Here is a 20,108-nt window from a genome sequence, read left to right on the forward strand (position 1 = left end):
TTAAAAATACTAATTCCATTTCAAATGTGCTTTTATTTGTTATCTTTTTAATACTTTTGATAAGTTTATTTATATTATTTTTAAGTTTCTTTTTCAAACTCTCATCTCCTCTACCAATCCATCTTATCTAGTTCATCTATTGCATTATATGGTGCTTCTTCAATTAGATAAATTTGACTATATGCAAAAATACTACTCATAAGCATATCAATTCTTTGTTTGTTTTTATTTTCTTTAGCTAATAATATATCTTCCGTAACCTTTGCTCTAACCTCTACAGCATTACTTACACAAAAATCTAGTAGTTTATTTTCTTGATAAATTATTTCATTATTATAAACAGAATCTCTAAAGGCTTTAATGCTTGGACTTAAACTTGTGTATGTTTGCTTTAACAAAACAACATCATAATCATTACTCAAATTATTCATCATTTGTAATGCATTAAAAGGATCACTTACTATACAAGCTATTTTACAATTATAAAGAGTTTCAATACTTCTTATGTATTCTTCTATCCTTATATAATTAGCAATTCTACCTTCCATTAATTCACAATACCCTGCATCTTCATAAGCATAATAATCAATTTTCTCTCTACGTTCTGCCAATGTCTCCTTTGGTAAAAATCCTTTGCTTACTAAATAATATTTTCCTTTTTCCTTGTACATAATTGAAATTGCATTTAAATCTAAACTAATTGCAAAATCTCCCCCTACAGTTACTTCTTTTCCATGTAAATCTATCTTAGGAACACTTAGTTTTTTCCATGTTTTAACATCTAAGTATGTATTTTCGGCATCACCTTGTAGAAAATTATTCATATCCTTAGTTAAATATTCAATTTTTTCTGTTGATTTAACTAATGCCCTCTTCCTATTTTCTCTTATGATGTCATAATTCTCTTCAATTCTTAAAGGATTTGATTGATAAATACCTGTGTCATCCCATAGATGTTCTTCTTCAGCATAATATAATAGAGCAAATTGTCTATCGTCCTCATAGACTCCATCAAATACTTTCCTAATATAGTCAATATCTTCTTCCATAATAGAATTAGTTATTGCATAGGCTGTTGTTGTACGAAATACAATTGGATTAATTACATTCTTTTGTCCACCTTTCATAGCATTAAAGTTATCTGCATTTTGAAAGTTACCATGCTCATCTGAACATACTGCCGATGGGCGAACAGAATTGTTCTTTCCTGCTTCTGAAGTTCTAGGTTTATAAAAACTATGAGTTAATTTACAAATAATACTTCCTGTAAATGTTTTACTTATTTTAAAGTGTCTAATTAAACTAGGACTTGCTTCTAATATTTGTCCCATACTTTTTCTTATCTCTGCACTTAATTCTTTAGTTAAGCAAATAGAATAGAACTCTGAATATGATGGCTCTGTTAACATCAATAGAATATATATAATTCCTACGATTGCTGTCTTCGCATTTTTTCTACTTATAAATAATGTAATATCGTTATTTTTAAATTTATTAGAGTTATTTTTAAATCTAAATAAAAAAACACCTATCAATAAAAAACATTGAAAGGGTGCTAGGTTTTCCAATACTGGTTGTCCTGCTACAAATCCTGTAGCAAAATTTAATAACTTTAAAAGATTATCTATTACTTCTAATTTATCTTCATCAGCATAATATTTGAATTCTTCTTTAAATTGATTTACTTCATAATCTTCAAGAAATATTTCACATTGTCTCACAACTTCTTTAGTTGTAATTTCTTTTCCATAAACAACATCTTTCGCATATTGTAATCCTTGTTCTAATAAAATCATTTCTTATCGCCACCCTTGAGTGCCTGTAAGACCTTATCATTTTTATCTGTTTCGCTATTGATATTAAGTATTGATAAACTTGCTCTATCCCTTGGAGATAAGCCAATTTTCTGTGAAAATGTATTAAATATATCTACATATTTTTTATATGTTCCAACTGCTTTATTTTCATTTCCATCAATAAACAATCCAATCTTATTAATTTCTTTTTGACATAATTGCATCTTATCTAAAGACTCTGAAATTATAGTTACACAATATGTGTCTCCTCCATTTAAAAATCCATCAGGTAAAATCTCTATTATTTTCTTATAGAACTTTTTACCAGTTGTAGATAGTGAAGTTGGGGGTTTAATTTCTATTACAGTAGTACCTTTTAATGCTTCTTCAGTTTCCATTCTTTTTGCAATATCTTCTGGATTGCTATGTTTAGTTTGTAATTCAATTGGTTTAATATTTGCCATTTTGCTCACCTCCAATTCGTTATTTCTTATTATTTTATTACTTATTATGTTAAAAACTTGAAAAGGGACTATTTTTAAATTGAATCTTCACCAACGACTTTTTAAGATTCCAACCCAACCTTTTACTAGGGGGATACTCTCTCTTTTTTAAATCATACAAACAAATATTCGTATTCATTTTTCTTATATACTATAATTCCCTTTATGCCTTAACATTCTTACTTTATTATGCAGTTCTCATCTTACCTTCTAACATTCTTACTTCTATATATAATTCTCTTCATACTCTTCAATCATATCTTCTAACATTTTTATTATTTTTTGTTCTTCTCTCTTACTAACATTCATATCTCTATGTACACAAGCATGATGAGTAGCACACAAGGTCACAAGGTTATCCTCTTGTAGTCTCATGTTCCAATAGTCCTCAGTCGTATGGATATGATGCACATAGTCAGAAGGTATAACAACATCATCTGCAATCAGACACATGATACACATGTTACTATACTCACTCCTTATGCTATCCCTCAGCCTTAGCCATACATCCTTTGAGTAGAACACTTGTCTTTTCTTTAGTTCCTTATCCTTATTCCTTTTAGTTCTATACTCTTTGTTCCTATTGTTCTCTCTCTCTATCTCACACGCACACAACGTCCCATACTGTACCTTGCAATTACATATGGCGCATGTTCTATACAACACACCCCCACCTCCATATACATACTGTGTATACATAACGACTGCACTAACATATTAACATTAGTATAATACTCACTCATACACTCGTAAAAAAATAGACATATAAATCCACGCACAAAAATAGAGCCTAATCTCTTAGACTCTTCCATATACTTATACTTCTATTTATTTCTCTATAACATTCCCTGATAACTCTGTAAATCCTATATCATTCTTACCATTTAACTTACCATATACTTTTACTTTATTACCTTTAACAATATTAACCTTATTAATATTTATTATTGAATACATTCCTACTCCCTTATCTTCTTTCGTAGTTACTGTAAATGATGGTAATACAGCATTACTATTATCTATGTTTGTTACTGTTCCTTCTATTAAATATGATTTACCAACAAATTCACTCTCATGTCCATTTAGTTTTATAAAGTCTGCTTTTACAGATTCTTTCTTGATCTTAGCATCAAGTTGTGTTTGTGTCTGTTTAACTGCTACTACCTTTTGCGCAGTAATTGGTTTTGCTACATCATTAGATACAACTGTCTTACTTCCACAGCCTACTAAACTAAAAGATAATAATACCACACAGATATATAAATATATTTTATTAGATTTCAATTTTAAAACACCTTCCTTTTACTTATTATACCATCTTATTCATCTCAAAAAGGTGTGTTTTAAAATATTACCCTTTGAATTTATAATCCATATTAATCACCCTTTCTATTTCTTCTTATTTTTTTGGCAAATAAAAAAGCATCTAAATTAATAGATACTCTTTAATAATTAAATATATTTAACCTACATATCCAGCTGTTTTTGCATTAGAAATACAATCAGCTTTATTAACATAACCTTGAGAAGATGATAAAACTATATCACCATTTGATGCTCTTTTTCTCCATCTCCATTTATCTGCACTATCTTTGTAAAATTCCCATTTTGCTTCACTCATTATTAATCACCTCCCATATATACATATTTCTACATATATCGGAAGTTTCCTTCTTTTTTACTATTATTTATGTAAATTTTACTTTTTTAATTTAAAATAATTATGTGCGTATGCTCTTAACATACTTTTAAGATTGTTCTATGTGTTGATTAATGACTCATTATTTTGTCATACATTTGTATAACAAAATTGATTATACTAGTTATTGAAGACAAAATATAAGTGAATGCAGGAATTATATAATCCATAACCATTATTCTTTCACCTTAAATCCATCCTCTTTTAATAATTCCATAATCTTTTTAGATAGACTATAACTTTTACTACATATAAATTGATAATTAACATAAACCTCTTTTACAATTTCATCATCACTATATGTACTAAATCCAAATGTAGCATTGTAGAAATCTTCTTCACAAAGTATCCTACCACTCCACCATATTCTAGTCCTTTCTCTCCAATCTACTGCACCAGGTTTACGAACTCTTTGAATTTCTTTTTTAAAACTATCAAGATGAATATCTACTTTACCTAGGTTTTTATCCCACGTTTTATCTATGCTCCAGTGCTTATTACAACCATAGTTAAACTTACACCTTTGAATATTATCCTCGCCTGAGTCCTCTTGAGTCCCTATAAAACCATTAGCATATTTAACAATCTGATAATTTATATCAAACTTTTCAGCATTACTTAAATAGAGAATTGATTTTTTACAATCTCTTTTTCGCTCTGCCTCATCCTTTTCACGTTTCAATGATTCTTCTTTCTTAATTTCCCTTTCATCTGCCCTAGTTACTTCGTAAGACTCTCCATCAATTAAAAAGTTTCTCTTGATTATATTCATATATGTTAGTGAATCATTTTCACATTCAATACATATATTTTCTATACTTAATCCATCTTTTGACGTGTATTCACTAATCTGATATTCTGGAAATTTCTTATTGCAGCAATGACATTCTATACCGTTAATTACTTCTTCCTCTTTTTCTTGAGGCTCCCAATCAACTCCAACACCTTTAATTAATTTAGCATAATTATAAGATTGCTCTAAATAATAATCACCACTTAAAAATAATTGAAATTGTAATGCGATAGAACTCATTTCTGTTTTAAGATCCTTTTTATCTGCTAAATCTCCTATGAATACTTTACCTTGAGGTGTGCCCTTTTGCCATATAAGCAAGTTTGTTCCTACTGAAGTTCCTAATATACCAGCTTCTGAGAACGTGTCTGCATCTAAAGGAAATATTCCTTTTAAGCTAATAACACCTTTCATATAATCTCTTAGTTTCTGTACTGCATTACCCTTAAATAAATGACCTCCAGGTAACACCAAAGCAATATAACCTTTGTCTTTACACTTCTTAATAGAAAGGTCTATAAAGCAACTTACGATATCAGTTTTCTTCGCTTTTCCTTTAGTATTATTAAACTCATTTAAATATTCTACTGATCCTACAAATGGTGGATTACCTATCACATAATCATAATAATTATCTTTAATTTCTCCAACTCTATCTAAACTATTGAAGCAAGTGTTATATTTAACTTGTTCATAATCTTCAAAAGCTTTATATCCTGCAAGTGAGTTATTCTCATCAAATTCAAAACAAGTAAATTCTATACCATCAAGTAATTTTCCATATTCTTTTATGTAAGGCCTTATCATATTACCAATACCCGCACTTGGATCAATAATCTTCCCGGATGTGATATTAAGTAAATCTTTTATGAAATTACATATTTCAAAAGGTGTAAAATAACTATTGTTATCCTCACTCATTCCAACAAAATCAATTAATATCTTTTGTTTTTCCTCTTGAGTGAAGGCTACATCTTCTTTTATTTTTTTAATAATATTTATTGAGTAGTTAACGGATTTTAGGACTTCTTTGTTTCCCTTTGTTGCCAATTAATCTCCCCCTCCATTTATTTACACAACAAAAAAGGGTACTCAACACTATGTTGAATACCCTTATATTAACTAAATAGTTCTTACGAATCCCTTATAATCCAAGTTTGAATCTATAATTACAAACCCTTGACCAAAAGTTCCCCCGGACATGCAATCTGTTGAATATATACAATTTAAATCTTCAAACTCTTTTAAACTTTCAATCATTTTTAACATAGATTCAAGATCGTCCTTACAACTTTCGTCAGTCTCTATTTCTTTTAACGCACTCGCTATTACCTCTTTTACTGTAATAGGATGATCTTTCATATCCAGTAATTCCATATTTATGTTCTTAATACAGAAATCATTTAACTCGTCAATATTCATTTATAACACTCCCCCAGTTTTTAGCAAGACATTATTAAATATCTTAATTTTCTTGTCAACTTTAATTATATTTATTTTTAAAAAGTGTGTTAATTTCTATCATTTTGGTATATACTACTATTATTAGAGTTATATTCAAATAACGGTATCTTTCGAGAGGTATCGTTATTAAGCTTGTACATCTATATTAACGTTTGACCATCTATACCCATGCTTAATTTTAGTTATAGTACATGCCTTTACTCCATAAGCTAGAGCAATATCATTAATTTTCATTATTCCTTCTGCTATTAACGTTTTTATTTCTTTAACTTTTTCTACGTCTAATACTCTTTTATATGGCTTTTCCATTGTTACTGCTTTATATTTATTGCAGACAACCACGTCTTCTAATTTCTTATAAAAATTTATTAAATCTTGTTCAGCTGCTCTAGCTTCTTCAATTGATTCACAAACCCCTAATACTTCTATTTTACATTCTCCAACTATGTTATAAGCCTCCTGGAGTGTTGGATTTGCATGAACGTTCCTTTTTAGCTTACTAATATTCCCGCTGATCCGATCAGCCAATTTTCCGCTACCTAAATATACGTAACTAATATTTTCTAAATTAATATGTACTGCATAGACTCCTTGTTTTTCTCTTAAATTTTTATTAATTTTCATATATATTTCTCCTAACCGTCCATAAATGTGACCTATTTCATTATAGGTATAAAAGGTAATGCTAAGCGGAGATGATTTCCGCCCAGCCCGTACAAATTAATTAAACCAAGTATCATCACTTGGAATCACGACAAAAAAGCAGCAAAATTAATTACTACTCTTAATTACTATTATTTAAATTATATAATTTTTTTTATTCTATTGACATCTGTTTGTGTTAGTGGTATTATTCATATGTATAAAGTTTTCGAACATGAAAAATACTAAAAGTAGCCTAAATTAATAGACTACTTTGTTAAGAATCTAATTCTCATTCAATTCCTCATTTTATATTTCTGTCTAATAGTCTTTGATATCGGGCTATCACTTAGTTTTCAATCTATTCAGATTAAAGGAAATAATACAAATAAATTTATATTACTCTCCTACCTTATAGAATAATAGTACTTAGTAAAGTATCCTACCTAAACCCTTCTATAGCCTTATTATTCTACGTCTATTTTTATCAAGTGTACGAATTTTCATTAAATTATGCACATATTTTCTTATATTTTACATTATATACATATATCTCACCATCATCAGCTCTCACTATTGTTTCACTTATATTAGGTTTTATTTGTAAACACGAGAGGAATTTAACTGAATCAATAGAATATAATACTTTTAATATATTTCTCCCTATTTTCTTATATCCCTGATATTCTTCCGTACTATAAGAATCTGATAATCTCTTAACAATTGTATAAACCATTTCTGTAGTTATTTCTATTTTACTAATTTCCTTTAAAGATATTTTTCTTATTTCCTCTATTTGTCTAAACTTTTCTTTACCAGCATCCTTACTTTTACATATATTAGATACTCCTATTTGCATGTGGTTTATTTTTTTAATTATACTCTGTATCTTCTGTCTATCTGCTTTTCTACCTTTCTGTTTAAGTAGTAAACTCTTTAAAGTAACATTACCATTCTCCTCATCTCTATCTTTCCTTGGATTAATTTCTTTATCAGACATAATATTAACAAGATAATCCATTCCACATTCAAACCATATAAATTTATAATCCTTGCCACCATCAAGATATTTAAAGAATTTAGGCCTTATTCCAACATTCTTAGTTTTACCATCTCTTATGATACTTCCTCTCCCCAAGTAACCCTTTTCTCTAATTTTCTTCATTTCTCTATCAATATTTACTGGACTAGACTTTTTACAACTATCAATAATTACACAACTTAAAATATTTAAAGTAGATATATCTGTAAATAACCTTAATAAATCTTCCTCACATGCTCCATTAAACTTCTTAGTCCAATAAACTGAATTCAACATTTGAACTAAATTAATACATTCTCCTATTTTCCCTTGAGCACATTTTACGTCTGTGTCTGTTAAATCTTTTGCGTTGTACTCTCTGGAAATTTTAGTTTTAGGAGTAAAGTCTGTACTAACTAAGAATCTTTTTATCTCCTGACCATTAACTATTATCGTTTCATCTAAGGCTTTGCAATGAGATGTTAGTATAGTTTCATTGGATATAAGCATCTGGTCTGCATCAAAATCCATTGATGATTCAAGCTCGCATATATTCCATCCTATAGCAGAAATAAATATTACATTCTCACTTTTGGTTTGAAAATAGTTTGCTAATATTCCTGCTTCTTGATTTTCAAAAACGGTCATATTCGACATTGTTGGCTGTGGACTACGTACCCCCAAAACATCTTCTAATGGCTCAAATTTAGATGTTACACATTGTCCTATTCCTATGGTACTACTTACTCCATCCCATTTACCTATAGAACATAACAAATACTCATACAATGAATTTACTACGGTGGCATATGTCCCATTAATTAATATATGCCCTTTCTTAACATTCTTAATGTAATTGCTAACAACTTCATACCTGAATTGTCTGCAAATCTTCGTTTTAGCAAATTCTTCATTAATCTTCAGCATTGATAATATCATATCGGAATTAGTTTTAATGCTATCTAATTGAGTTAATTCTTCTTCAGTCATTTCTCCCTCTATATCCTCTTCGTTTACTATAGCATCCAATCCACCATCTTTAATTATCCCTAAATGAAGCTTAAAAACAGATATGTCATTCTTTAATAACCTTATATACTCTAATGTATTTTTTAATAAATCTTTAGTAGAATTAAAATCCATTCCAAGCGTATTTATGAGCTGATAATGTGATTGAGCCATTCCATTAAAGTTAGATTGTGGCTTTTCATATTTGCAAATCGCCCATTCTGGCAACATAACTTTTTTCCATTCTTCAAAAGTACCATATTTAAGATATTTGATTGATGATTTAGTACAAATTAACTTTATTTGACTTATATCCGTAGCCGTAGTCTCACCTTTCAATTGGGATATTTCAGTTATGTTGTTATCCTTAAAGAACTTTTGAATGTCTGTATTAACTCCTAACCCTTTATAAAATGAATTCCTAATCTGTAGTATTGCTTTATCTTCATAATCTTTTTCAATAAATATTGATTTACAAAGCAATGCTTCACCATCAAAAAGTACATTTGATATAGATTTTTTAGCCACTTTAGTAGATAAATCACCACTTATTATATTTTCATTCTCGTCCTTAACTTCATTTATTAATTCAGTAGCCATTATTGTGTCTTCAAATGTACTTGTCGCTTCATCAATCAATAATATATTCTCAGCTTTTAATTCAAAAGTATCAATTATTGAAGATGTAACCAAAGAAACGTAACTTTCTAGGCTTGGAAGATCTAATTCATTATTGTTTAAATATTGTATTCCACACATACACCAATTAATTAATTTATTATAGTAATCTTTATTCACAAAATTGATTTTTCCGACTCTGGCTGAACCGGAACTTCTTAGGAATCTAACAAAATTAGTATCTGTTCCATTAACCTTTACATTAAACCCATTCCGATATAGTTTTTCTCTTAGCATATTAGTAGACAAACTATATTTATTTTTTATTACTATAATTTTATCTTGAACATTTGCGATATCCCCATTAATCGATGTTATTTTATCATTGATTTTTTTTAATTCACGTTTTAATATTTCAATTTTATCTAAATTTAATATTACTTTTGACTCTAATCTCTTAATTTTACCATTAATACTATTCTTAGTTTTCATATGTCTTGATCTTTCTGCTTTAAGAATATCTAATACAATAAGCATACTATTATATTGTTCGTCTTTTTCATCCTTTAACATTATACTATTGTCAATTGAATAATTAAAATTCACTGTTATAATATCATTAGAATAATACCTATGTATTGCCCTATTGAATTTAACTATCTTAGTATTCATTTTCTGTAGATGTATAGTTAACAGTGAATAATCCATACTACCTTTATAATTTCTTAAGATTCTATAACCTTGTTCTTTTAATATTTCCACGTTTTTATAATTTGTTTTATCTACTATAGCACACATTCCTGTAACTACATCCTTAGCCTCTATTGATAATATTTGTATATTTTTATTCATATTAATAAGCCTCCTATAAATTTTGATTTATTTAGATCTTGATATTATTTAATAGGTGTTGATTATTTATTTCTGTAATTAATTTCTGTTAATTTTCTAAGTAATTCTTCAGTTTCTTCAAAACAGAATACAGTAAGCCAACTCTTAAGCCTGTTTTGTTCTGTATATAGTAAATTTTCTCCATTGCATATTAACTCTATTGCAATGGATTTTTTGAATATTTTCTTTGTCATTTTGATATCACTCCTAATTATTATTTTATTGTTGTATATTTACTCTTGGAGGTTCTTCTCCGACAAGAAAAAGGTTTTAATCCTATTACTTTTGATCTTAAAAATCTAATCCATCATCTTCATAACCAAAATCTTTATAGTCATGTGGATTACTATTCATAGCATTCTTAGCAATCTTAAAAGGATCATTTTCTAAAATAGTTATTATTTTAGTTTTTAGTAGTTCTTTATCATAGTTATTAATTACAGGCGGTTTTGTACGTTCAAGTACGGCGGTTTCATCCGTTATAGTCGGGCTGTTTTGTACGTTATAGTACGGCTGTTTTGTACCGACTGCATTCGATAGGGTGTTTGTGAGTTTTCTACATCTTTCAGCTTCTTTAGCTGCTTTATCTTTTATTTCAGTTTTCATTGATTCTGCTTCGGTATACATCTTATTTATTAATTCAAGTGGGTTATTATTAAGTTTAAAATACCTCTTTCGAGGCATGCCACGTTGTTTTATATCTTCAATAAATTTGTATTCTACCTTCGTGAGTTTCTTAATAGCTCCCTCTTGTTCTCTCCTGGATAATCCAGTATTAATTTCACAATCTGCTACTGTATAAAAGAATTCTCCATAGTCATCGAGCAAATCTTTTTCTATATAATAGTCATATCTATCATATAATTCCTCTAGCAAGCCAGTTGCATTGAATCCTAATACTCTACTTAGTTGTCTAGGCATAGGAATAAATCCACCTTCAGCATTAAGAAATAAATCCTTAAATTTTGCACTTTTAATCTCTGTATTTTTTTCCATGATACGATCAACCTCCTCCGTAGTTCAATATGCTGTTATTGTTTAAGATACTTTATAAAACTCATCATTAACCCTATTAAGTCTTCCATCTTTAACTCTATACAATATATTTCCCCTAAGGTAATCCTGGGTGATTATCTTTTCATTAAAGGCATCACTATTAATTTTTTTATCAACAAGCTTCTGAAGATCACAAAATTTTATGCAAGAACCTATTTCAAACATATTAGAATTAATTAGTAATGTTTCTCTATGGTCTAGATCTTTACTAATACATTTAATCGTGTATTTTGCAGTAACTCCTGGGTTTCTCGATGAAAATTCAAAAGCATTTTTTATATAATGAGAATGTTTTACTATAGTTTTTGTTTCCTTAATAATCTTATTAAATCCACGTAACTGTTTTATAACATATAAATTTAGTTCTCTAAAGTTGATAAAACCTTTAATATCTTCATAAGATTTACTCTTAAGAAATGATGTTCTACAATCATGGTTTGTTGTCCCGCCGCAAAAATATAACACATCTAAAAATATAGGACTCGCATCTCTATGAACTCCCTCAATTTCACTCCAGTCATTATACAATTCATATACTAATGCATGACACAATTCATGTCTTATAGTGGCTTTAATTGCTCTTTTATAATAAGGTTTTAGATATCTCCCAGTTGCTGTGTAATATTCATCAATATACTCATTACTTATGACAATTTTATGTGAGTAATCATATTCATTCTTGCCCTCTATAGTTTCATATACCCCTGCAGCATCTTTGTTTTTTAGATTTTCTGCAACAACTGCTAATTTATGTTCAAGTAATTCTCTCTTTTTATACTTATATACAACTTTCTTTAATCTTCTTAACTCTTTTGCCACCATTTTTTCTAAAAAATCCTCTCTTGATTCTTGAACATCTTCCATTTTTAATTTCCCCCTTAATATTTTCCCTGGTCTTTTTTTGTACACCTCAAGGGAAACTCCCCTGAGGATTTATTTTATTTAATGTCTAAAATATTTTTCTAAATTAAAGATATTGGTTGTATCAATATAAGTTTTGAGTTCTCCGTAATCTACTAAGGTACTTGCTGAAGTTTCCTTTGGTAAAGTGTCCATTATAGAGGTTGAACTCTGCGGACTAGTCACTGGAACACATGATTCTTCAAGTGTTGGAGCCTTTCCCATTGCATATATTTCAGAACTTAGAGTTTCAGTTTTCATCAAACTATCAGTGGCGAAGTTTTCTGAACTTTGAATTGCAAATTCATCCGTAGTTTTCTGACACCTCTCAAAATTATATTCATCTGCAGCTAAACTTTGTTTTCTAGTGTCAGCGTAGCTTGTCCCAGTTGTACTTTGTTGTAGTTTGTTTAATTTTTTATCCATAATAATTCCCTCCGATATATTTTATTTTCTCTAAAACTAGCACTTTTCATGTGTTTTACCATTTTTTAATGATATTTAGTACCTTATAACACGTTGATATGCCAATGATTGCAGATATTACTCAAAAACATTGAACTATTTAAATATTTAGTTGCATGTTATTAAATTCTGTGGTATTATTTAAATATAGATTTTAATATGTATATAAATTACCACCCCTAATAAAATTGAATAAGAATTTTTCGTCTGTTTTGTTTATTCTAGTAAACTAACGGACTATTTTTGTTTCTATTTTTTTTCCTTACATTCCTATTGTATATAAAAACCACCTATTAGACAACCCCTAGAAAAATAAATTTAACTTAGTTCGTTATTTTCATTTGCCCCTTTTGTCAGCCACCTGGTGGATCTATCATGGTAACTACTGTTTTAGATGATTCTTCTTTCCTAGCACTTACCATAACTGCACCTCCAATAATAAATAATGCAAAACCACCTCCTCTATAATTTTATTTGTGCTAGAGTTTAGCTAGCATAGCATCTATACTCTAATTCCATCCTCATTTCTTCCAACATTGTATCTCCACGATTTAGATGTTTAGTTTTCTCATTTTCTTCATAATAACGTATACTAACTTCCATACCTAGCATGTCATTTAAGGCTTTTGCCTTATTGAATGAACAATATAAACTATAACGTCTTTCTCCAATTAAATCGAAATATATTACGCATATATCAAGCATTTCCACTGACTCCTGCACATTTCCAATCTCAAATGAGCACTCTCCTAGCAGTAAACAATTATACGTATGATTGATATCTCTAAACATACAATAAGTTAATGCTTTTTTAGCTAAAGTATAGGCCTTCTGGACATCCCCCATTTTCTTAGTTGCTAATGCCAAATTATAAAAGCTCCATTGCATCTCCTCATGGATATCTTGTCCAACCATTGGGTAATCCATATGTAGTAAATTATTTAAGTATTTATTACATAACTGAGCCATAACCTTATACTCCCCTTGTATCTTAGCTACCCTAATTTCCTGGCGTTTTCCCTCATTATATAAGAACATTTATATTTATTCCCCCTCAATATAATTTTTATAATTAAGATTGAGCGAATTACAATATAACTTTAGTTCAGATGTTTTCATTCGAATTTCATCATCTAATTCTTTATCGGAAATGCTGTATTTAGTTTTAAACCTATTTAACTCTTGGATGCTTTGTGCCATAGAATTAATTCTTTGTTTGTTAACTGCTTCAAGATTTATATTTTTATACCCAAATTGAGCGTTAATACAAGAAAGAATTTCATCCATTTTCATTGCCCCTATAAATCCGATCTTCTTTCCTAACTTAGATTTTGAAATAACTTGAACCTGATTACAAAGAACCATACTATTATGAGACAATCCACATTCTACACCAATCTGTATACTTGAAGGATTAGTATTAATTGAACTTGTAATTGGTACGATATTAATTAAATCAGAATTTTGTAAACTCTTCTTGTTTGTAAGTATTAATACCGGATGATTGCCTTTCAATAATGCATTATTAGATTCTACTAGTTCTACCATAAAAATATCTGATCTTCTAACTATTAATTTATCGTTATTCACTCTTTACACTCCTAAAAATTTGTTTTGACTGACACACATTGTCAATCATATATATTAATTAAGCTGCTTTGTAATTTTCTAATTCTATTTTTAATTCATTAAATCTTTTTAAATGGAACTCTTTCTTTTCTGCGTTTTGTGCCCTCTTAAAAGCTTCCCTATGATAGACAATTCCATTAATAATATTCATTCCCATAAAATCCTTAATTCTTGGTGACTTTGGTAATATTTGTTTTCTCATTTTTTTATATTCCCCCTATTATTTTGAGGTGAAGTCCATTTGCTGAGCCTCAACCTATTTGTCAATTTAAATTCTTTCACAATTAAGATTTTAGATATGATTTTCTTTGTTTCGTTTGTCTTGCTGCGTTTCGTTCTTTATCAACTCTGTAGTTTAAATATATACCATAAAGGCTAATATGTCAATGCTTATTTTCAACTTTAAAGACTAATATTTGCCATCCTTGATTATTAATATACTCTATAGTATAATACCACTGTAATACATATTGTAAATAAGGTAGGTGATGCAAGTGCCAATCAAAGAAACTGTAAAAATTATGTTAGCTAAGTCCGACGTTACTTTAACAGAAATAATAAAAAGATTAAACGAGAAATATAGCCGGAATGATACTATTCAAAATCTAAGTAAAAAGATAAATAAAGGAACGTTAAGGTATGAAGAAGCTGAAGAGATAGCAGAAGTTTTGGATTACAAAATTGAATGGACTAAAAAAAGATAGAGGAAATCTTCTATCTTTTTTCTTGTCTAAGAGTGTCTACAAGCCATTATTCTATAGAATGTATGTAATTGTATGTCTTATAATTATAATGGCTTATAACTGTTTGTTTATATCTAATTAGTCAATTGTAACTATCATCTCACTTTATGGATTTAATGGTAAGGTTCTATACTTGAACAAATATTGTTCATATTGTATAGTAATGATTAAATATATTTAAAGAGAATAGCTGATATTATCTTCTTAGAATATAAATAAAATAATAATTATAAAAGGGGCTTACTGAAAATATGAATACAAGACTAGAAGATATACAACATCATATAGATGAAGGATTGAAAATACCAGATAATGAGCCAATAACGAGATGCTATCGAATTGGAAAGAATAATATTAATGTTACTTTTTACTTTGGAACTAAGACTCAAAAACAGGTAAATAAAAATGTGTATGAAGTTATAAAAAGACAAGTTTTAATTGAAAATGGAATCTATTAATAATTACATTTTTTAGACTAATGCCAACAATCGTCATAATGACGAACCCCTAATAAGGGTGTACCAAGAATGTCCTACCCTAAATATTAATCTTATTTATCTTTATACTCTAATCCATTTGGATATGCTATTTTAAGCATTTCTTTAAAAAGTATATGGAATGGAATTGTTCCATATGTAGATATTATTTTACGTACCTTATTTGGTCTTTCCTTTAGTAAGTCAATACTTAACTCTTTACTGACATATATAGTCTTACATTCCCCAACTTCCATATTGAATTCAATTTTGTCTAATTCTTCTTGAGTTATATCTATTAATTCTGTAACTCTTTTATGTGGAATCATGTTAATAATCAACCTCCAATAATTAAATTAGTTTATATGGTGAGTATTGAGTGACCATATAAAAAGACTACACCTTGTTCATTTTTTCTATTTCCATTTTTGCTTTCTCAAATATTTCTTGAGTAATGGCACCTTCAGATAATAAAAAATCATTCATCATATGTAAGAATAATTTTTTGTAAATTAGTTCATTCTCTTTAGATATTTCCATATCTGATTCATTGATTAAAACAAAATGATTCATATATAACCTCCTCTCGAGCTACTACAGGTGCATATTCATTCCACAGGCTCTAACCTTTAACCCTATTCAATTTTTAATATTTCTTTATAAAGTTCAATAAATGGTCTGTCTCCATACCTAACTACTATTTTACGTGTTTTTTTGTTACTCTCTTTCAATAAACTAATTCTCATATCCTTACTATTATATAAAAATTTATGTTCTCCGATTGCCATGTCTTTTATAATTTTATCAAGATCTTCCTGAGTTATATCCATTAAATCTGTAATTTTCTGTCCTTTTTTATATGGAATCATATTAACACCTTCATGGCCTATTTGGGATATGCTGTTCTTACCACTTTCTTCAAATGCCTTTGTGTATTTGTAAGTAAATATTGTAGCTTCATCACCAGTAAATTTGTTTACTAACATTGCAAAGCCTTGACGATCCATGATGTACATAGGTCTTTCTTTGCCTTGTTCATCTAAATATTTAGCCACCTTAAAATTAAGGTCACTAATTCAGGTATCAATTCGATAAATCCTTTAATTTTAGTTATTACATTATCATGTCTTTTATTATACTTCTCTGCGACAATATTAAAATTACCCTCTAACATCTTTGTATAATCTATTTATTTCTTTAATTGCTCTTGAACATTCATCTGAACTAATCAAACCTCTCTCTTTAAACTCCTCCATCCATGAAATAACCAAATTATATTCAACTAGCCTATTTAATTCTGGGGAACCTAATGGATAATGAGCATCATTCTTCATCTCGTGATTCCAACCTTTCATTAATATCCGTATTTTTTAAAACAGACTCCATCACACTAACCTCCTGCCATTAATTTAAGTAATTTTTAATATAGTTAGTGTTAGTACTAATCTGTATGACTATGCCCAATATGATTCTATTGTCAATATTTATTTTATGGGAATTATGAGAATTGAGACTATAGGTGAACTATGTGATTACAGTATATTTTTTGCTTTTATGAAAGGTAGGAGTAGGGACTTTAAGCCAATATCAGAGTAATTACATGTCCTATTCTTAAAGTTCGTTCTAGGGTATCATATGGACTACCTATATAATCGACAAACTTATGTCGACGTGAATTTTACCTTGGGGTGCAATACTGTACCCTGATTGGGGGTCATAATATTGTGCCCCAAACTTCTAGTGGCAAACTTGTGCCACATATGTGGAATGCGGGCACTGGTTTCGGATATGCGGTGCATACATATCTAAATTAGGAGTGTCGAACTTTCGATACCCTGTGTTAAATTCCACTCACCCCAATTTTCCCGACCGTTACATTTGAAATGTCGAGGTACCGCGTTTTAAACGCCCCCGGTAGACACCGAATTAAATACGAACATAAAATATGAACAAATACTCTATTTATAATGATAGTAACTATAAATTGATATATACGGTTATATAAAGAATACTAAATTAAATTAGAACGTTAATACCTCCCAATACCTCTACTATAGTACTATTTAACAAGCCATATGGAATCATTATAGCCATCTTAACCTAATGTATGTGAATTACTGTAGTATGAATTTAGATGGCTTAAACATAAAGAAAGCATAAATATATTTTATGTTGTTTATGAAGTGAATAAAAATTAAAAAATTGTCTATAATTTAAATGTACCAATCCTTGATACGGAAATATATTAGAAATGCTGCATAGGATATCCTCTTAGTGCAGCATTTTGTTTTTGTAATTCTATTTTAAACAATATATCCATTTACAAGTATTGCGATTACCTTTTCTATATTAAGATTTCATAATTAAATTTAATTATGCTTAATTAGGATTAGTTAAATTTAGTTAAATTCTAATTAGCAAACTATATACTAAATACCCTTTATAGATAATTATATTTTTTATTGCTAAATGAATTGAATAAAATTTTTAAAATTGTCAATAATTTAAATATCCTTTATTTAGAATTGTTTGAATGCAAAAAATACTGCGTAGGCTATAACCTAGTGCAGTATTTTTGACGTTCAAAACCGAATTGTCATTACTTCATTTAATATGTTGACCTGTTTATGTTTTTTTACTGATATCTATAGTTCCACTTGTATAATTTGTTAACAAAAATATCATCTTCAATGGATAATATTAAAGCAGCAATAGTTAAAATATCATTAATTATATTATTTTTAAAATACACTATATATACGATTACCAATAGAGTAAGAAATAATGTTACTATTTTTGTACGTAATAAATATCTTTTCATATATATATTAACAGAAATATGAGTCTCATAATCTTTTCCTATACTTTTATGTACTTTTTCCATCTTTGCATATGCTTTTTGAAAAATTGATATTATTACAATATATAAAGCAATAGCATTTATTGCAGACATTATCATACAATTAATTTCATCTGTTAATTTAGTTATTGATATTCTAACCGCAACTAAACAAACAAAAATAACTATACTAATAAATATTTCATTATCATCCTTCATTTGTATCACTTTTATCATCTGTTAGATTATTTTCAATCAATTTTTTAATCATCGAATCTGAATATATCATCATATTAGAGAGATAATCATGAATTTGCTCAGTTTTAATATTTTCTTCATCAGAATCCGTTGATATTCCTATGTAATATTCAATTTCATTCTCCTCATTAATATATAACGTTCCATATACATTTTCTAAATTCTCTTTATTAATTATCTTTAAAACTTTAATTTCATCTTTTTGTTTGACTCTCATAATGCTTGTACCATAAATTCCTATAAATTTATTTGCTAATTCTTCAACAATAATAAATGAAAATTTTTTTAACTCATCTTCTTCAAGTCCATCCTCATTTTCACTAAAATCTATAATACAATAATATGTAATTCTGTTGTTATTTTTATTGCTTTTTTTATAAAATTTAACTTTGAGCGTATTCAATATTTTTTCAATATTTCTCATGTTTCATACCTCTTTCAGCTATTTAAAATAGTTTTTGACTTTTTTTACTGCTTCTTTGTTTTCAATGTTATATAACAAGATTTCTGCTATTTTAGGTTCTATTTTTACAATCATATCTTCATTTTCAAAAAAATAAACTTTATTCTTATTTTTAATCTTTAGAAGTTCAAAATTAATTACAAAATCATTTATAAAACTTTCATATAAACCTAATTTATATTTAGGCTTAAAATAAATTGATTTATACATAATATTACTCCTCCAAATTAAATTGATTTTTTAACTGCTTTTCACAAAGTCTATCCCCATAAATTTCATACATAAATTGGTAAAGGCCAATATCATCATTTGATACTTCGCCCTTTATAAAATTCAAACAAAATTCACAGTATGAAGTCTTATGTTTTTCATTTCCACAAACATCAATAATTTCCTTTAAATTATTAATATGTTCTTTAGAAACTGTTATAAAAAATTCCTTTTCTATACTTTCCCCTAAACTCTTTAACTTGAGAGAGTCATTTTTATACTTTTTAATTTTTTTCGCAAAACTCCAAGAAAACATTTTAGTTGACATATTTTACCTCTTATTTGTATTATATTATTAAATTTAGAATTTATTCTATAATTATACATATAAGCTAATTATAATTCAAGTTTAATATTTTTATTTTATAATATATTATTAAATAAGATGTATTTTATATGTATTGTGTCTTCTGTATTTGATTTTTATTCATTAATAAAAACTTCTCCCTATTTACTAAAAACATATTACTTATGAATCGTAAACTATTATATACAATATTTTTTTAAGATTAATTTTATATCTAAAAAATATGCAAGAATTATAAAATAAACGATAATTATATTTATAACCTCT

Annotated in this window: 26 protein-coding genes; 2 read left to right on the forward strand and 24 right to left on the reverse strand. The window is 28.1% G+C overall.

Annotated elements, in window-relative coordinates; all coding sequences use genetic code 11:
* Window positions 1-110 precede the first annotated feature (110 nt).
* From KPL54_RS16205 to KPL54_RS16280, 16 genes are all read right to left on the reverse strand, one after another.
* Window positions 111-1,796, reverse strand: a complete 1,686-nt coding sequence (locus tag KPL54_RS16205) for a terminase TerL endonuclease subunit (protein ID WP_216107544.1) — start codon at window positions 1,794-1,796, stop codon at window positions 111-113.
* The gene (locus KPL54_RS16210) at window positions 1,793-2,260 is read right to left on the reverse strand and encodes a P27 family phage terminase small subunit (protein ID WP_216107545.1); all 468 of its coding nucleotides are present in this window, start codon (window positions 2,258-2,260) and stop codon (window positions 1,793-1,795) included. Before KPL54_RS16210 ends, KPL54_RS16205 begins: the two co-directional genes overlap by 4 nt.
* A 264-nt stretch (window positions 2,261-2,524) precedes the next feature.
* Window positions 2,525-2,965 (reverse strand): hypothetical protein, encoded by a 441-nt coding sequence (locus KPL54_RS16215; RefSeq protein ID WP_216107546.1) that lies wholly within the window; start codon window positions 2,963-2,965, stop codon window positions 2,525-2,527.
* A 162-nt stretch (window positions 2,966-3,127) separates the two neighbouring features.
* Window positions 3,128-3,583 carry a DNA-binding protein gene (locus KPL54_RS16220; RefSeq protein ID WP_216107547.1) on the reverse strand — a complete coding sequence of 152 codons (456 nt, stop codon included), beginning with the start codon at window positions 3,581-3,583 and terminating at the stop codon, window positions 3,128-3,130.
* A 178-nt stretch (window positions 3,584-3,761) separates the two neighbouring features.
* Window positions 3,762-3,920, reverse strand: coding sequence for a YegP family protein (locus tag KPL54_RS16225; RefSeq protein ID WP_253203501.1), 159 nt, complete (start codon window positions 3,918-3,920; stop codon window positions 3,762-3,764).
* 253 nt (window positions 3,921-4,173) lie between these two features.
* A complete protein-coding gene (locus KPL54_RS16230; RefSeq protein WP_216107548.1) occupies window positions 4,174-5,841 on the reverse strand; it encodes an N-6 DNA methylase in 1,668 nt (555 codons plus the stop codon).
* 72 nt (window positions 5,842-5,913) lie between these two features.
* A complete protein-coding gene (locus KPL54_RS16235) occupies window positions 5,914-6,213 on the reverse strand; it encodes a hypothetical protein (RefSeq protein WP_216107549.1) in 300 nt (99 codons plus the stop codon).
* Window positions 6,214-6,381: 168 nt separating this feature from the next.
* Complete coding sequence (locus KPL54_RS16240) at window positions 6,382-6,879, reverse strand: hypothetical protein (RefSeq protein ID WP_216107550.1); 498 nt, start codon at window positions 6,877-6,879, stop codon at window positions 6,382-6,384.
* 529 nt (window positions 6,880-7,408) lie between these two features.
* Window positions 7,409-10,396 (reverse strand): hypothetical protein, encoded by a 2,988-nt coding sequence (locus KPL54_RS16245; RefSeq protein ID WP_216107551.1) that lies wholly within the window; start codon window positions 10,394-10,396, stop codon window positions 7,409-7,411.
* A gap of 62 nt (window positions 10,397-10,458) precedes the next feature.
* Entirely contained in the window at window positions 10,459-10,629 is a 171-nt protein-coding gene (locus KPL54_RS16250; RefSeq protein WP_216107552.1) for a hypothetical protein, read from the reverse strand.
* 97 nt (window positions 10,630-10,726) lie between these two features.
* Window positions 10,727-11,431 carry a hypothetical protein gene (locus KPL54_RS16255; RefSeq protein ID WP_216107553.1) on the reverse strand — a complete coding sequence of 235 codons (705 nt, stop codon included), beginning with the start codon at window positions 11,429-11,431 and terminating at the stop codon, window positions 10,727-10,729.
* Between the two features lie 42 nt (window positions 11,432-11,473).
* Window positions 11,474-12,355, reverse strand: a complete 882-nt coding sequence (locus KPL54_RS16260) for a SprT-like domain-containing protein (protein WP_216107554.1) — start codon at window positions 12,353-12,355, stop codon at window positions 11,474-11,476.
* Window positions 12,356-12,433: 78 nt separating this feature from the next.
* Window positions 12,434-12,817, reverse strand: coding sequence for a hypothetical protein (locus KPL54_RS16265; protein WP_216107555.1), 384 nt, complete (start codon window positions 12,815-12,817; stop codon window positions 12,434-12,436).
* Window positions 12,818-13,342: 525 nt separating this feature from the next.
* Entirely contained in the window at window positions 13,343-13,894 is a 552-nt protein-coding gene (locus KPL54_RS16270; protein WP_216107556.1) for a hypothetical protein, read from the reverse strand.
* Window positions 13,895-13,900: 6 nt separating this feature from the next.
* Window positions 13,901-14,446, reverse strand: coding sequence for a type II toxin-antitoxin system PemK/MazF family toxin (locus KPL54_RS16275; RefSeq protein WP_216107557.1), 546 nt, complete (start codon window positions 14,444-14,446; stop codon window positions 13,901-13,903).
* Window positions 14,447-14,504: 58 nt separating this feature from the next.
* Window positions 14,505-14,687: a hypothetical protein gene (locus KPL54_RS16280; RefSeq protein WP_216107558.1), complete on the reverse strand. Its 183-nt coding sequence runs from the start codon at window positions 14,685-14,687 to the stop codon at window positions 14,505-14,507.
* Window positions 14,688-14,973: 286 nt separating this feature from the next.
* On the opposite strand from KPL54_RS16280, the gene KPL54_RS16285 reads away from it, so the two are divergent.
* Together KPL54_RS16285 and KPL54_RS16290 are read left to right on the forward strand one after the other, a co-directional pair.
* Entirely contained in the window at window positions 14,974-15,189 is a 216-nt protein-coding gene (locus tag KPL54_RS16285) for an LLM class flavin-dependent oxidoreductase (RefSeq protein WP_216107559.1), read from the forward strand.
* Window positions 15,190-15,479: 290 nt separating this feature from the next.
* Window positions 15,480-15,686 (forward strand): hypothetical protein, encoded by a 207-nt coding sequence (locus KPL54_RS16290; RefSeq protein ID WP_216107560.1) that lies wholly within the window; start codon window positions 15,480-15,482, stop codon window positions 15,684-15,686.
* A 92-nt stretch (window positions 15,687-15,778) separates the two neighbouring features.
* Here KPL54_RS16290 and KPL54_RS16295 read toward each other — a convergent pair whose 3' ends face one another.
* The 8 genes from KPL54_RS16295 to KPL54_RS16330 form a co-directional block, all read right to left on the reverse strand.
* On the reverse strand, window positions 15,779-16,033 hold the full coding sequence (locus tag KPL54_RS16295; protein WP_216107561.1) for a hypothetical protein: 255 nt from the start codon (window positions 16,031-16,033) through the stop codon (window positions 15,779-15,781).
* Between the two features lie 67 nt (window positions 16,034-16,100).
* Entirely contained in the window at window positions 16,101-16,277 is a 177-nt protein-coding gene (locus KPL54_RS16300) for a hypothetical protein (protein ID WP_216107562.1), read from the reverse strand.
* A 62-nt stretch (window positions 16,278-16,339) separates the two neighbouring features.
* Window positions 16,340-16,780: a Rha family transcriptional regulator gene (locus KPL54_RS16305; protein WP_309245398.1), complete on the reverse strand. Its 441-nt coding sequence runs from the start codon at window positions 16,778-16,780 to the stop codon at window positions 16,340-16,342.
* An 84-nt stretch (window positions 16,781-16,864) separates the two neighbouring features.
* Window positions 16,865-17,038: a hypothetical protein gene (locus tag KPL54_RS16310; RefSeq protein ID WP_216107564.1), complete on the reverse strand. Its 174-nt coding sequence runs from the start codon at window positions 17,036-17,038 to the stop codon at window positions 16,865-16,867.
* A 1,301-nt stretch (window positions 17,039-18,339) separates the two neighbouring features.
* The gene (locus tag KPL54_RS16315; RefSeq protein ID WP_216107565.1) at window positions 18,340-18,762 is read right to left on the reverse strand and encodes a resolvase; all 423 of its coding nucleotides are present in this window, start codon (window positions 18,760-18,762) and stop codon (window positions 18,340-18,342) included.
* A complete protein-coding gene (locus tag KPL54_RS16320; RefSeq protein WP_216107566.1) occupies window positions 18,752-19,225 on the reverse strand; it encodes a hypothetical protein in 474 nt (157 codons plus the stop codon). Before KPL54_RS16320 ends, KPL54_RS16315 begins: the two co-directional genes overlap by 11 nt.
* 18 nt (window positions 19,226-19,243) lie before the next feature.
* Window positions 19,244-19,474: an rRNA methyltransferase gene (locus KPL54_RS16325; RefSeq protein ID WP_216107567.1), complete on the reverse strand. Its 231-nt coding sequence runs from the start codon at window positions 19,472-19,474 to the stop codon at window positions 19,244-19,246.
* Between the two features lie 4 nt (window positions 19,475-19,478).
* A complete protein-coding gene (locus KPL54_RS16330; protein ID WP_216107568.1) occupies window positions 19,479-19,802 on the reverse strand; it encodes a hypothetical protein in 324 nt (107 codons plus the stop codon).
* Window positions 19,803-20,108: the final 306 nt, after the last annotated feature.

The organism is Clostridium estertheticum (genome assembly GCF_018861295.1).
GTDB classification, from domain to species: Bacteria; Bacillota; Clostridia; order Clostridiales; family Clostridiaceae; genus Clostridium_AD; species Clostridium_AD estertheticum_D.